The organism is Streptomyces sp. NPDC033180, assembly GCF_055577645.1.
The window spans coordinates 185,281-199,141 of record NZ_JBVIPU010000001.1 but is presented as its reverse complement, the minus strand read 5'-3'; the positions used below and the strand labels follow the sequence as shown (position 1 = coordinate 199,141).

Sequence of the window (13,861 nt, the reverse complement as noted above, 5' to 3'; positions counted from 1 at the left end):
GGCCGGGACAGCAGCCTGAGGGCATGACGGACAACACGACACGTCTCGACCACGTCGTCCTGTGGGTACGCGACCCCGCGGCGGCAGCCGACTTCTACGAGAAGGTGCTCTGCCTCGAACCCCTGCGCGTCGCCGAGTTCACGGCGGGCAACGCCTCGTTTCCCTCCGTACGGCTCAATGAAGAGACCATCTTCGACCTCGCACCGCTCACGCTCGCCGAGCGCATGAACGTCGTGCCGGACGCGGACAAGAGCGCGGGCCACCCGGTCAACCACGTCTGCCTCGCCCTGGCGGAGACCGACTTCGAGGCGTTGCGTGCCCGTCTGGAGGAGCGCGGGACGCCGGTGTCGGACATCGCGCACGACGCGTTCGGTGCCCGCGGCAAGGCTCGTCGCAGCTTCTACTTCCGCGACCCGGACGGGAACATCTTCGAAGCGCGGCACTACGGGGAGGATGGAGAGGGCTGACCCGTTCCCGACGGGCCCGAGGTGCCCCGCTAAGGTGACCGGCCATGACCACGAATGACCAAGCTCTCGCGCCGTCCTTTGCCGTGCACATTCCGGATGTCGACCTGGAGGCCGAGCCCCTCGACCCGGGGCAGATCGTCTCCGGCACCCCGGAGGTCACCGGCAAGGTCCTGTGGGAGTCGGCCGACGGCAAGCAGCTGCGCGGCATCTGGCAGATCACGCCCGGCGTGGTCACCGACACCGAGGCGAACGAGCTCTTCGTGGTCGTCAGTGGCCGGGCCACCATCGAGGTCGAGGGCGGCGACGTGATCGAGCTCGGCCCCGGCGACGCGGCCGTGCTGCGCGAGGGCGACCGTACGACGTGGACCGTGCACGAGACGCTGCGCAAGGCGTACCACATCACGCTGCCCTGATCACGCTTCCTGAACGCCGGGCCTACGGGCCGCCGGGCCCACCGACTGGCGGGCCTACGGCCTGCCCGGCCCGCGGCCTGCCCGGCCCACGGGCCGCCCGGCCCCGAAGTCAGGCCTTCTTGAGCGCCCGGCGGAGCGCCACCGCCGCCATCGGCAGCAGTACGCAGACCCCGATGAGGTTGAGCCAGCCGTAGCTCGCCCGCGCGACGATCAGGCCGGCCGTCGCGCCGCCGATGCCCGCCGCCGTGTTCATGGTCAGGTCCGAGAGGCCCTGCACGGCGGCCCGGGCGGGCTGCGGCACCGAGTCGGTGAGCAGCGCGGAGCCCGAGACCAGACCCGCGGACCAGCCGAGGCCGAGCACGAAGAGACCTGCGGCCGTCTGGCCGTGGCTGGGACCCGCCGTGCCGGCAAGCAGCGCGGCGCAGCACAGCAGCCCGACCGCGAGGCCGATCACGGAGAGCCGCCCGAACCGGTCGGAGAGCCAGCCCATCACCGGCGAGAGCGCGTACATGCCCGCGATGTGACCGCTGATGACCAGGCCGACCAGTTGCAGGCTCGCCCCGTGGTGCCCCAGGTCGACGGGGGTCATGACCATGATCGAGACCATCACCGTGTGCGACGCGGCCACCGTCATCAGGGCGAGCCGGGCCATCGGTGACGCGGCCACGGCGGCGACACCGGCCCGCAGCGAGCGGCTCTGTGCGGAGTGGTCCTCCTGCGGGGCGAGCGCGCGGGCGGTGAGCAGCGGATCGGGACGCAGCAGTACCGCCACCACGAGACCGGTGACGGCGAAGATCCCGGCGGCGAAGAGGAAGGGGCCGGCCGCCTCGGGTATGGAGGTGCCGGCGAAGGCGCGGCTCGTGGGCGCCGCGATGTTCGGGCCGAGTACCGAGCCGATGGTCGTGGCCCAGATGACGAGGGAGATGGCGCGACCGCGCCGGTCGGGCTCGGCGAGGTCGGCCGCCGCGAAGCGGGCCTGCAGATTGGCCGACGAGCCCGCCCCGAAGCCGGCCATGCCGAGCAGCAGCAGGGGGAAGCTCTCGATGACGGTGGCCAGGACCACGAGTCCCGCTCCCAGCGCACCGATGAGATACGCGAGGACGAGGCCGGGCCGCCGTCCGCGTGACGTCATCAGGGCGGCGAGCGGCAGCGAGAGCAGGGCCGTGCCGGCCACGGACGCGGTGGGCGCGAGGCCGGACAGCGCCTCCGTCCCGCTCACCTCGGTCGCGAGCATGGGGGCGAGCGCGATGCCGATCGGTACCCCGAGCCCGCCCAGTATCTGACTGGAGACCAGCACCGCGGTGGTACGGCGGCGCAGTGCGGGCAGCGCTTCTGGCGTGGGTATGTCAGGAGCGTCGAGGGTCGAAGTCACTGACGCAGTGTGCCAGGGCGTACCTGCGCGGGAAACAGGGAGTTCACGGCTCGGCGGGAGAGGAGCCTCAGAACAGCGGCTCCGGCAGCACCCCCTCCAGGGCGAGGAGCTGCCGCTTGGTCTCGACGCCGCCGCCGAACCCGCCGATGCCGCCGTCGCTCTCGACCACACGGTGGCAGGGCACCACCACCGGCAGCGGATTGGCCCCCATCGCCATGCCGACCGCCTGGGCCGCGCCCGGTTGGCCGACCCGGCGGGCCAGGTCTCCGTACCCCACGACGGCGCCGTACGGAACGGCGGTCAGTTCGTGCAGGACCTGGCGGTTGAACCCGGAGATCAGCGACCAGTCGAGCGGCAGCTCGAAGTCGTGCCGCTCGCCCGCGAAGTACGCCGAGAGCTGGCGTATCGGCTCGGCGAGGAGCGGGGACCCGGGTGTCTCGACCGGCTCGGCCCCCAACCGGGAGCCGAGTCGCTCGAGTGCCTTGTCGCGCACCGCGTCCGTGGCGTGGAAGACGACGCTGACCAGACCCTCGTCGGTCGCGGCGAGCAGCAGGGGGCCGATGTCGCTCGCGACGACGGCCCACACCACCTGCCGCGGGTCGTCCTGACCCGGCCGGTCCTGCCCGTGCTGCCCGTCGGCCTGCCCATTGGCGTTCATGTGGACCACCGTACGACCGGGCACTGACAACGCCGCCGCGAGCACGTCCCGCGGTGACCGGCCCACGCCGGGCAGGCCTCAGCCGGAGATGGCCTTGCGCACGACATCGGGCGTGTTAGTGATGATGCCGTCCACCCTGAAGCCCGCCACACGCTGCGCGGCGGCCGCGTCGTTCACGGTCCAGGTGAAGATCTCCAGGCGCTTGCGGTGCGGTCCCTTGAGCGCGTGGATCGCGGCGACGTACTCACGGGAGATGGAGCCGTGCGTCGAGTTGATCTGGTCGGAGAACTCCGCGTACTTGGGCAGATCGGCGACCGCGGGCGTGCCGAGGAAGCCGGTCTTGATGTCGGGCCGCAGCTTGTGGACCGTCTTGACGCTGTCCGCGCTGAAGCTCTGGATGACGAGCTTGCTCCTGACGTGGTGCTTGCTCAGCCAGCCCGTCTTGCGCAGGACGGCGAGGCCCTGCTTCTCGATGCCCGGGTACAGCTCGGGCTTCTTGAACTCGAAGACGAGACTCTGGTGGTTGCGCGAGACGCGGTTCATGTACTGCTTCAGCGTCGGCACCCGCTGCCCCGCGTACTTCGGGCTGAACCAGCTGCCCGCGTCCAGCTTGGCGATCTCCGCCGCGGTGAAGTCCGCGACCTTCCACGGCGCGCGGTCGGGGAAGAGCTGCTCGACGTTCGTCGTCCGCTTCAGGGTGTCGTCGTGCATGATCACGAGCTCGCCGTCCTTGGTGCGCTGGACGTCGTTCTCGACCCAGCGGAACCCCATGTCAGCAGCCTTGTCGATGGCTGCGAAAGTGTTCTCGGGCGTATAGGCGGAAGCGCCCCGGTGCGCGACGACCAGCGGCCTGTCGTGCGAGGCGGACGACTGCGTGGACGTCCGCGTGGACGTCGGCGCCGACTTCTGGTCGGCGGCGTGAGCGGTGGCGGAGGGGAGAGCTAGTGCGCCGGCTCCAAGAAGAGCGGCGGTGGTGGCAGCGGCAACGCGTGCGTACAACGGTGACTCCTCGCGATGTTCGGGCACGGACCGGATGAGAGTGACAGTCCACGGCCAACGCGAGACAGGTGCAGGATGGCCACAGGTTGAACGGAGACAGCCGGGTCTCTTTCCCGGAAAATCGTTCGCAAGTTCCGGAGTGAGCTTTACTCTCTGCTTCAGCCCATGGCCTGTCAGTAGACGGTCGGCTGGGGCCACTTGGGGGCAATCCCGGGCATTTGGATACAACAGGCGGAAGGGCTACCGCTCATGCAGGGCACGGTCGACGGTTTCAGCTATGGAGTGATCACGCCGGTAGCGGCGTATCTCATGGCGTGTCTCGGCGGAGCGCTCGGCCTGCGCTGCACCACCAGGTCGCTCCTTGTCGCGCACTCCTGGCGGCCCGGCTGGCTCGCCCTGGGGTCGGCGGCGATCGGGTCCGGCATATGGACCATGCACTTCATCGCGATGATGGGGTTCACCGTCGAGGAAGCCCCGATCCACTACGACAAGGCGCTGACCTTCGCGAGTCTCGCCGTCGCCATCGTCATGGTCGGCGTCGGGATCTTCATCGTGGGTTACCGGGGCGCGACCGGGACGGCGCTGTTCACCGGAGGAACGATCACCGGTCTGGGCGTCGCCTCGATGCACTACCTGGGAATGGCCGGTATGCGTCTGCGCGGGACGCTGGAGTACAACACCCTCACCGTCTCCGCGTCCGTCGTGATCGCCGTCGTCGCCGCGACCGCGGCCCTGTGGGCGGCCGCGCAGGTCAGAGGTTTCCTCTGGAGCCTGGGCGCGAGCCTCGTCATGGGTCTTGCCGTCAGCGGCATGCACTACACCGGGATGGCCGCCCTCAGTGTCCATCTGCACGGTTCGCCCGGGACGCCGACCGGGGGAGACTCGCCCGCCGAGCTGCTCGCGCCCATGATGATCGGCCCGCTCGCCTTCCTGCTGCTCGCCGGAGTGATCGTGATGTTCGACCCGCTGATGGTGATGGGCAAGGCCGACCTCCAGAGCGCCGCACAGCGGCAGCATGCCCCCTACCCGGTGCCCCGCTCGGGCGACCGGCACGACCCGCGGGCCGGCCGCAGGCCCCCGCAGCGTCCCGGCCCGCGGACCCCGCAGAGCTGGTGATCCGACCCCGTTGTCAGTGCGGGGTCGTACGGTGGGTTCCATGCGGCCCGTATCCAAGATCGAACGCACGGTGGCGCCTTTCGAGGTCGTCAGCAACTACACGCCAAGCGGCGACCAGCCGGCGGCCATCGCCGACCTGGAGCGGCGCGTCAACGCAGGTGAGAAGGATGTCGTCCTGCTCGGCGCGACCGGCACCGGCAAGTCGGCCACCACCGCGTGGATGATCGAGAAGCTCCAGCGCCCCACCCTCGTGATGGCGCCGAACAAGACGCTGGCCGCCCAGCTGGCCAACGAGTTCCGAGAGCTCCTGCCGAACAACGCGGTGGAGTACTTCGTCTCGTACTACGACTACTACCAGCCCGAGGCGTACGTCCCGCAGTCGGACACGTACATCGAGAAGGACTCCTCGATCAACGAGGAAGTCGAGCGCCTGCGCCACTCCGCGACGAACTCGCTGCTCACCCGGCGTGACGTGATCGTGGTCGCCTCCGTCTCCTGCATCTACGGCCTCGGCACCCCGCAGGAGTACGTCGACCGGATGGTGCCGCTCAAGGTCGGCGACGAGATCGACCGCGACCAGCTCCTGCGGCGCTTCGTCGACATCCAGTACACACGCAACGACGTGGCCTTCGCCCGCGGCACCTTCCGGGTCCGCGGCGACACCATCGAGATCTTCCCGGTCTATGAAGAGCTGGCCGTGCGCATCGAGATGTTCGGCGACGAGATCGAGGCGCTCTCCACGCTGCACCCCCTCACCGGCGAGGTCATCAGCGACGACGACCACCTGTACGTCTTCCCGGCCTCGCACTACGTGGCAGGCCCGGAGCGCCTGGAGAAGGCGGTCACCGGCATCGAGAAGGAGCTCGCCGAGCGCCTCACCGAGCTGGAGAAGCAGGGCAAGATGCTGGAGGCCCAGCGCCTGCGCATGCGCACGACGTACGACCTGGAGATGCTCCGCCAGATCGGCTCCTGCTCCGGCGTCGAGAACTACTCGATGCACTTCGACGACCGCGAGCCCGGCACCGCCCCGAACACCCTCCTCGACTACTTCCCCGAGGACTTCCTCCTCGTCATCGACGAGTCGCACGTCACGGTCCCGCAGATCGGCGCGATGTACGAGGGGGACGCCTCCCGCAAGCGCACCCTGGTGGACCACGGCTTCCGGCTGCCGTCCGCCCTGGACAACCGCCCGCTGAAGTGGGAGGAGTTCCTCGGCCGCATCGGCCAGACGGTCTACCTCTCGGCGACCCCGGGGAAGTACGAACTCTCGCGCGGCGACGGCTTCGTCGAGCAGATCATCCGCCCCACCGGTCTCATCGACCCGGAGGTCGTGGTCAAGCCCACCGAGGGGCAGATCGACGACCTGGTGCACGAGATCCGCACCCGCACCGAGAAGGACGAGCGCGTCCTGGTCACCACGCTCACCAAGAAGATGGCCGAGGACCTCACCGACTACTTCCTCGAGCTGGGCATCCAGGTCCGCTATCTGCACAGCGACGTCGACACCCTGCGCCGCGTCGAGCTCCTGCGCGAGCTGCGCGCCGGTGAGTACGACGTCCTGGTCGGCATCAACCTCCTGCGTGAGGGACTCGACCTGCCCGAGGTCTCCCTGGTGTCGATCCTCGACGCCGACAAGCAGGGCTTCCTGCGCTCTGGCACCTCGCTGATCCAGACCATCGGCCGCGCGGCGCGAAACGTCTCCGGGCAGGTCCATATGTACGCGGACAAGGTCACCCCGGCGATGGAGCAGGCCATCGAGGAGACGAACCGCCGCCGCGAGAAGCAGATCGCGTACAACAAGGAGAAGGGGATCGACCCGCAGCCGCTGCGCAAGAAGATCAACGACATCGTGTCGGCGATCGCGCGCGAGGAGGTCGACACGGAGCAGCTGCTCGGCACGGACTACCGCAAGGCGAAGGAAGCCAAGGCGCCGGTGCCCGCTCTCGGCGGAAAGGCGGAGACGGCGCAGAAGGCGGGCAAGGTGGCCAAGGGCAAGGCCGCCGAGAAGGTGCCCACCGACCGCCCCGCGGCCGAACTGGCCGAGCAGATCGAGGAGATGACGGCGCGGATGCGCGCGGCCGCCGCGGACCTCCAGTTCGAGATCGCCGCACGGCTGCGTGACGAGGTGTCAGATATGAAGAAGGAGCTCAGGCAGATGAGGGAGGCGGGGCAGGCGTAGGCGTACTGCCTGGTGTGTTGCAAGAGCGACACAAAGTGCTGCCCACAGTGCGGCACTGTCAGTGCCTCTGCATAGGGTGCTGGGCAACCGCACAGACCGGCGGTTGCTCAGGGCAGTTCGAGAGGGGACAGCGCGTGACGGTCAACATGACCAAGGGTCAGGCCATCAGCCTGCAGAAGGACGACGGGGGCGCCCTCACCGCGGTGCGCATGGGACTCGGCTGGCAAGCGGCCCCGAGGCGGGGCCTGTTCGGCACGCGCACGCGTGAGGTCGACCTGGACGCGTCGGCGGTCCTGTTCGCCGACAAGCAGCCGGTGGACGTCGTGTTCTTCCGTCACCTCGTCAGTGACGACGGTTCCGTGCGGCACACCGGTGACAACTTGGTCGGCGGTGTCGGCCAGGGCGGGGACGACGAGGCGATCCTCGTCGACCTGGCGCGGATCCCGGTCCACATCGACCAGATCGTCTTCACGGTGAACTCCTTCACGGGCCAGACGTTCCAGGAAGTGCAGAACGCGTTCTGCCGCCTGGTCGACGAGACCAACGGCCAGGAGCTCGCCCGGTACACACTCGACGGCGGCGGTCAGTACACCGCGCAGATCATGGCGAAGGTCCACCGCGCGGGCACGGGCTGGCAGATGACGGCCATCGGCAATCCCGCCAACGGCCGCACGTTCCAGGACCTGATGCCGTCGATCCTGCCGCACCTGTAAGCACGCGGCACGACACGCGACGCGACGCGCGGCACTCCACTCATCAGTGACGCGCGGCACCCACAAGTACAGAGGGCACGAGGGGGACGAAGGCGATGACGGCCGAGCTGGTCCGGGGGCAGAACCACCCGCTTCCCGAGACCCGTCTGGAGATCCGGGTCTCGGTCGGCAAGCCGATCGTGGCGGGGGTCACGCTCAGCGACGACCAGGGCAAGGTGCGCGGCACCGACTGGGTGGCCCATCCCGGGTCGCCCACACTGCCGGGGCTCGAAGTACCCCGGCAGGCGGCCGCGGACCACCGCCTCGCGGTGGACCTGGGCGCGGTGCCGGAAGCGGTCCACCGGGTCAACGTCCTTCTCGCGCTGCCGGTCGGCGCCGGGGGACCGGCCAGCTTCGGCTCCCTCGCCGCCCCCTTCATCGCCGTCACCGCACTGGACGGCTCCGAGGTCGCCAGCTACACCATCACCGACCTGGACGCCGAGTCCGCCGTCGTCGCCCTGGAGCTCTACCGCAGGCAGGACGCCTGGAAGGTACGCGCGGTCGGCCAGGGGTACGCGGGCGGCCTCGCCGACATGCTCACCGACCAGGGCCTGCCGCAGGCCCACGAACTGGCGGGCTCGATCAACGAAGCGGTGGCCCAGGGCCTGGCCCGCTCGGTGGCCGCGCCCCCGCCCCGCCCCTCGGACGAGGCCCGCGTGCGGATGACGGGGCAGACGGCCGCCCCCGGCCCGGGAGCACCGGGCCCGGACAGCGCCGCCGCCTCCCAGCCGGCCCCCCAGCCCGCCCCGGCGCCGCGCCGGCCGGGCGACGCGAGCCCCGGCACGGGCGGCCCCGTCAACTACACCCACCCCGGCCGCCAGACCAGCGCACCGCCGCCGCCCCCGCCGGCCGCCGCCCCGGCCGAACCGGGCAGGACCGCCCAGCCCGTGGCCGGCGACGCCACCGGCTGGTCCATGGAGGAGCGCCTCTACAACCAGGTGTGGGGCATGTTCGAGGACCTGGCCCGCACCACGGCCGCGTACCGAAGCGCCGTCGACTTCGCCGAGTCGCGCATGGACCAGGAGCTCGACAAGGTCCTCTCCGACCCGCGCAGCCGCATCGGCATCACCGGTGACGTCGCGCGCGAGGCCGCCCGCGCCAAGCACGGCCTCCTCGTCGACCGGGCGAGGGCCGCCCTCGACCGGGACCTCGGCCAGCTCGCCGCCGAGTCCGAGGTCGTCGAACCCGCCCTGCCCATGGCGTACGCGGGCTGGGACAGTCCGGTGTGGCACGCCTACCGCACCCCGATGGAGATCCCCATGGCGCTGCGCCTCGGCGACCTCCATCTGCCCGAGCGCCCCGACCTGCACATCCCGATGCTGGTCAGGCTGCCCCTGGAGCGCGGCCTGTGGATCGACAGCGGCCGCTCTTCCGGCACGGATTCCCTGGCCGACACGGATCAGTTGCGTCGCCTCGCCATGGACAGCGCGGTCGCACACGCCGCGCGGCTGCTCGCGGTCTACCCCGCGGGCGAGTTCACGGTGCACGTCATCGACGCGGCGGGCTCCGCGGCCGGCGCGCTCACCCCGCTGACGGCGGCCGGAGTGCTCGCAGAGCCCCCCGCCGCCGGCGCGGCAGGAGTATCCGCCGTGCTCGCCAAGCTGACCCAGCGCGTGGACCTGGTGCAGATGGCGATCCGTGCGGGCGCCGCCGACGCACTGCCGCCGGACCTGGACACCGCCGAGCAGCTGCTGATCGTCAACGACTTCCCGCATGGCTTCGACGACCGAGCCGTCACCCAGCTCCGCTACCTCGCGGACGAGGGCCCCGCGGTCGGCGTGCACCTGATGATGATCGCCGACCGCGAGGACGCCGCCGAGTACGGCCCGCTGCTCGACCCGCTCTGGCGCGCGCTCCTGCGCCTGACCCCGGTGGCCGACGACCACCTCGCCGACCCCTGGGTCGGACATGCGTGGACGTACGAGCCGCCGATGGCGCCGCCCGGCAGCCGGGTGCTCGAGCAGGTCCTGAACCAGGTCGCGCACGCCCGGCGCACCGGCAGTCGCTGATCCCCGGCGTGCCCGGCACGTCACTCGTTCCCCTGACGGTAAAGCGACTTTCGGCCCGCGCTGACCTGGTCTTTTAGCTCTGTCTTGGATTCTCCTTTACCAACCCTTGGTGTTTCGCGTACTCTTCTTGCAGCGGAGGGGAGTACTCCCGAACGCGACGTGCCCGTCAATACGGACCGCCATCGGTCCCGGGGCGTCGGCCCGCGGGGCGGTGAGCCGCCCCGGGTGGAAGAGACCTCCGGCAGCGACGACGCTGATCAGTAGCCGTACGACGCCGGAGGCGCAGTGGACGTTTCAATGACCCTTTGGGTACTCACCATTCTTGGTCTGGGTGCCCTGATCGCGGTCGACTTCTTCATCGGCCGCAAGCCGCACGACGTATCGATCAAGGAAGCCGGAATCTGGACGATCGTCTGGATCGTGCTGGCCGCGCTCTTCGGAGTGGGCCTGCTGATCTGGGGCGGCGGCCAGGCGGGCGGTGAGTTCTTCGCGGGCTTCATCACCGAGAAGTCGCTCAGCGTCGACAACCTCTTCGTCTTCATCCTGATCATGGCGAAGTTCTCGGTGCCCAGCCATCTCCAGCAGCGGGTGCTCCTGTTCGGTGTGCTGATCGCGCTCGTACTGCGAGCGATCTTCATCGCGGCCGGTGCCGCGGTCATCGCCAACTTCTCCTGGGTCTTCTACATCTTCGGCGCGTTCCTGATCTACACCGCCTGGAAGCTCATCCAGGAGGCACGTGCCGGCGACGAAGAAGAGGACTGGGAGGAGAACCGCCTCCTGAAGGCCGCCGAGAAGAAGTTCGGCGTCGCCGACCGGTACCACGGCACCAAGCTGTTCATCCAGAAGAACGGCAAGAAGATCATGACGCCGCTCATGGTCGTCATGCTCGCCATCGGCACCACCGACCTGCTCTTCGCGATGGACTCGATCCCCGCGATCTTCGGCCTCACCCAGGACCCGTACATCGTCTTCACGGCGAACGCCTTCGCGCTGATGGGTCTGCGCCAGCTGTACTTCCTCATCGGCGGACTGCTCAAGAAGCTGGTCCACCTCAGCTACGGCCTGTCGGTCATCCTGGGCTTCATCGGCGTGAAGCTGGTCCTGCACGCCCTGCACGAGAACGGGGTGCACGTCCCCGAGATCTCCATCCCGGTCTCGCTCGGCGTCATCTGCGGTGTCCTGGTGATCACGACGATCACCAGCCTCATCGCCTCCAAGAAGCAGGCGCAGGAGGAGGCCGCGAAGACCGCGGCCGACGAGACCGGGACTCCGAAGGACAGCATCGAGGCCTGACGGCGTCGGGCGCAGTCGGACTCGGGAGTCACCAGCACGGGGAGTGGCCCGCGGCGGATCGCCGCGGGCCACTCCCCGTCGCCGTGCGTCGGTACGGTCACCGGGCAACCCCAGTCGCGTACCCGGTGAGGCCGAGGCAGCATCGAAGGCATGATCACTCGGCTCCGGGCACTCGTCACCCAGTGGACCGCGGCCGTGCCCGTCCTCGCCGTCGTCCTGCTCGCCTTCACCTGGGGACGCGATCTGCCGGGCGTGGGCGTGGCCGTGGTGACCCTCGTGCTCGCCGGTGCCGTGCTCGCCGCCGTGCACCACGCCGAGGTGATCGCGCACCGCGTCGGTGAGCCCTTCGGCTCGCTCGTCCTCGCGGTCGCCGTGACGATCATCGAGGTCGCGCTGATCGTCACACTCATGGCCGATGGCGGAGACAAGAGCTCCACGCTGGCCCGCGACACCGTGTTCGCCGCCGTGATGATCACCTGCAACGGCATCATCGGCCTGTGTCTGCTGGTGGGCGCCCTCCGCCACCGCGTCGTCATCTTCCAGTCCGAGGGGACCGGCGCCGCCCTCGCGACCGTCGCCACGCTCGCCACCCTCAGCCTGGTCCTGCCGACCTTCACCACGACCAAGCAGGGCCCGGAGTTCTCCACGGCGCAGCTCACCTTCGCCGCCCTCGCCTCGCTCGTCCTGTACGGCCTGTTCGTGACCACGCAGACCGTGCGCCACCGCGAGTACTTCCTGCCGATCACCCGCAAGGGCGAGGTGATCGACTCCGAGGACGCGGCAGGTCCCTCCACGCGCACCGCCATGATCAGCCTTGCCCTGCTCGCCCTCGCCCTGATCGGCGTGGTCGGCCTCGCCAAGGGGGTGTCGCCGACCATCGAGTCCGGCGTGGAGAGCGCCGGGATGCCGCACGCCGTGGTCGGTGTGATCATCGCGCTCCTCGTGCTGCTCCCGGAGACCATCGCGGCCGTGCGTGCCACCCGCCGCGACCGGGTGCAGACCAGCCTCAACCTCGCCCTCGGGTCCGCGATGGCCAGCATCGGCCTGACCATCCCGGCCGTCGCGGTCGCCTCCGTCTGGCTCTCCGGGCCGCTGGTGCTCGGACTCGGCCCGACCCACATGGTGCTGCTCGCGCTCACCTTGATCGTCGGCACGCTGACGGTGGTGCCGGGGCGTGCCACCCTTCTGCAGGGCGGTGTCCACCTGGTGCTGTTCGCGGCGTACTTGGAGCTCGCTGTCACTCCGTGACGAGCGCGCGGACGGCGTACGTTCACGCCGTGGCGGGAGCGGGTTCCGCAACGGGGCGCGTCTCGGGCAGCAGCGCGAAGCAACCGAGGCTCAGCAGAGCCACGGCCGTCAGATAGGCCGCGACGCCCCACGGTGTGCCCTCGCCGTGCGCCACCGCCGTCGCCACGATCGGGGTGAGCGCGCCGCCGAGAACCCCGCCCAGGTTGTAGCCCACCGCGGCGCCCGTACAGCGCACCCGCGGCTCGTACAGCTCGGGCAGGTACGCGGCGATCACCGCGAACATCGTGATGAACGCGATCATCGCCACCAGGAAGCCGAGGAACATCAGCAGTGGCTCGCCGGTCGCGAGCAGCGCGATCATCGGGAACATCCAGAGCGCGGAGAGCGCACACCCCAGCAGGCACAGGGGCCGCCGCCCGTACCGGTCACCGAGCATCGCGGCCACGGGGGTCAGCGCGCCCTTCACCACGACCGCCGCCATGATGCAGGCGAGCATGACCGTACGGCTCACGTCGAGCCGCTCCACCGCGTAGGCGAGGGACCACGTCGTCACGGCGTAGAACACGGCGTACCCGACGGCGAGCGCGCCCGCCGTGAGCAGGACGAGCCGCCAGTGATCGCGCACCACCTCGGCGAGCGGCACGCGCGCGTGCTCCCGCAGTTCCAGGAAGCTCGGGCTCTCCGCGAGGGACGCGCGCAACGCGAGCCCGGCCGCCGCGAGCACGCCCGCCGCCCAGAACGGCACACGCCATCCCCAGGAGGCGAACTGCGCCTCGGTGAGGGTCGCCGAGAGCACCAGCATGATCCCGTTGGCAAGCAGGAACCCGAGCGGTGGCCCCATCTGCGGAAAGCTGGACCACAGGCCGCGCCGTTCGGCCGGTGCGTGCTCGGCGGTCAGAAGCACCGCCCCGCCCCACTCGCCGCCGAGCCCGAGCCCCTGGAGGAACCGCAGCACGAGGAGCAGCACCGGAGCGGCGGTCCCGATCGACTCGTACGTGGGCACGCAGCCGACGGCGACCGTGGCGAGGCCCGTCAGGAGCAGCGAGCCGACGAGGACGGGCCGCCGCCCGCGCCGGTCACCGATGTGCCCGAAGAGGACGGACCCGAGGGGCCGCGCCACGAAGCCCACTCCGAATGTCGCGAACGCGGCGAGAGTTCCCGCGAGCGGCGAGAAAGTGGGGAAGAACAGCGGCCCGAGCACGAGGGCCGCGGCCGTCCCGTAGATGAAGAAGTCGTAGAACTCGATGGCGGTCCCGGCGAGCGAGGCGGCCGCGAGCCGGGGCAGGGAAGGGGGTTCGGCAGGGGCCCCGGCGGGGGAGTGGATCTTGCGCATGCCGCGTCAACTACCCACTGTG

General features: G+C 70.1%; 12 protein-coding genes. 8 read left to right on the top strand and 4 right to left on the bottom strand.

Features of this window, described 5'->3' with window-relative positions:
• Nucleotides 1–23 precede the first annotated feature (23 nt).
• A complete protein-coding gene (locus ACZ5WE_RS00960) occupies nucleotides 24–467 on the top strand; it encodes a VOC family protein (protein ID WP_467690077.1) in 444 nt (147 codons plus the stop codon).
• Between the two features lie 44 nt (nucleotides 468–511).
• Nucleotides 512–880 (top strand): cupin domain-containing protein, encoded by a 369-nt coding sequence (locus tag ACZ5WE_RS00955; RefSeq protein ID WP_467690079.1) that lies wholly within the window; start codon nucleotides 512–514, stop codon nucleotides 878–880.
• A 109-nt stretch (nucleotides 881–989) separates the two neighbouring features.
• On the opposite strand, the gene ACZ5WE_RS00950 is transcribed toward ACZ5WE_RS00955, so the two are convergent.
• The 3 genes from ACZ5WE_RS00950 to ACZ5WE_RS00940 form a co-directional block, all read right to left on the bottom strand.
• On the bottom strand, nucleotides 990–2,252 hold the full coding sequence (locus ACZ5WE_RS00950; RefSeq protein WP_467690081.1) for an MFS transporter: 1,263 nt from the start codon (nucleotides 2,250–2,252) through the stop codon (nucleotides 990–992).
• A gap of 67 nt (nucleotides 2,253–2,319) precedes the next feature.
• Complete coding sequence (locus ACZ5WE_RS00945; RefSeq protein ID WP_467690083.1) at nucleotides 2,320–2,910, bottom strand: methylated-DNA--[protein]-cysteine S-methyltransferase; 591 nt, start codon at nucleotides 2,908–2,910, stop codon at nucleotides 2,320–2,322.
• Nucleotides 2,911–2,988: 78 nt separating this feature from the next.
• Nucleotides 2,989–3,909: a glycerophosphodiester phosphodiesterase gene (locus ACZ5WE_RS00940; protein ID WP_467690084.1), complete on the bottom strand. Its 921-nt coding sequence runs from the start codon at nucleotides 3,907–3,909 to the stop codon at nucleotides 2,989–2,991.
• Nucleotides 3,910–4,158: 249 nt separating this feature from the next.
• On the opposite strand from ACZ5WE_RS00940, the gene ACZ5WE_RS00935 reads away from it, so the two are divergent.
• From ACZ5WE_RS00935 to ACZ5WE_RS00910, 6 genes are all read left to right on the top strand, one after another.
• Nucleotides 4,159–5,025: an MHYT domain-containing protein gene (locus ACZ5WE_RS00935; protein WP_467690086.1), complete on the top strand. Its 867-nt coding sequence runs from the start codon at nucleotides 4,159–4,161 to the stop codon at nucleotides 5,023–5,025.
• A 40-nt stretch (nucleotides 5,026–5,065) separates the two neighbouring features.
• Nucleotides 5,066–7,204 (top strand): excinuclease ABC subunit UvrB, encoded by a 2,139-nt coding sequence (uvrB, locus tag ACZ5WE_RS00930; protein WP_467690088.1) that lies wholly within the window; start codon nucleotides 5,066–5,068, stop codon nucleotides 7,202–7,204.
• Nucleotides 7,205–7,338: 134 nt separating this feature from the next.
• A complete protein-coding gene (locus ACZ5WE_RS00925; protein WP_249590593.1) occupies nucleotides 7,339–7,917 on the top strand; it encodes a TerD family protein in 579 nt (192 codons plus the stop codon).
• A gap of 95 nt (nucleotides 7,918–8,012) precedes the next feature.
• Nucleotides 8,013–9,965: a TerD family protein gene (locus ACZ5WE_RS00920; protein ID WP_467690090.1), complete on the top strand. Its 1,953-nt coding sequence runs from the start codon at nucleotides 8,013–8,015 to the stop codon at nucleotides 9,963–9,965.
• 297 nt (nucleotides 9,966–10,262) lie between these two features.
• Nucleotides 10,263–11,258: a TerC family protein gene (locus tag ACZ5WE_RS00915; protein WP_467690092.1), complete on the top strand. Its 996-nt coding sequence runs from the start codon at nucleotides 10,263–10,265 to the stop codon at nucleotides 11,256–11,258.
• 150 nt (nucleotides 11,259–11,408) lie between these two features.
• Complete coding sequence (locus ACZ5WE_RS00910) at nucleotides 11,409–12,506, top strand: calcium:cation antiporter (RefSeq protein ID WP_467690094.1); 1,098 nt, start codon at nucleotides 11,409–11,411, stop codon at nucleotides 12,504–12,506.
• 22 nt (nucleotides 12,507–12,528) lie between these two features.
• On the opposite strand, the gene ACZ5WE_RS00905 is transcribed toward ACZ5WE_RS00910, so the two are convergent.
• Nucleotides 12,529–13,839: an MFS transporter gene (locus tag ACZ5WE_RS00905; protein ID WP_467690095.1), complete on the bottom strand. Its 1,311-nt coding sequence runs from the start codon at nucleotides 13,837–13,839 to the stop codon at nucleotides 12,529–12,531.
• Nucleotides 13,840–13,861 lie beyond the last annotated feature (22 nt).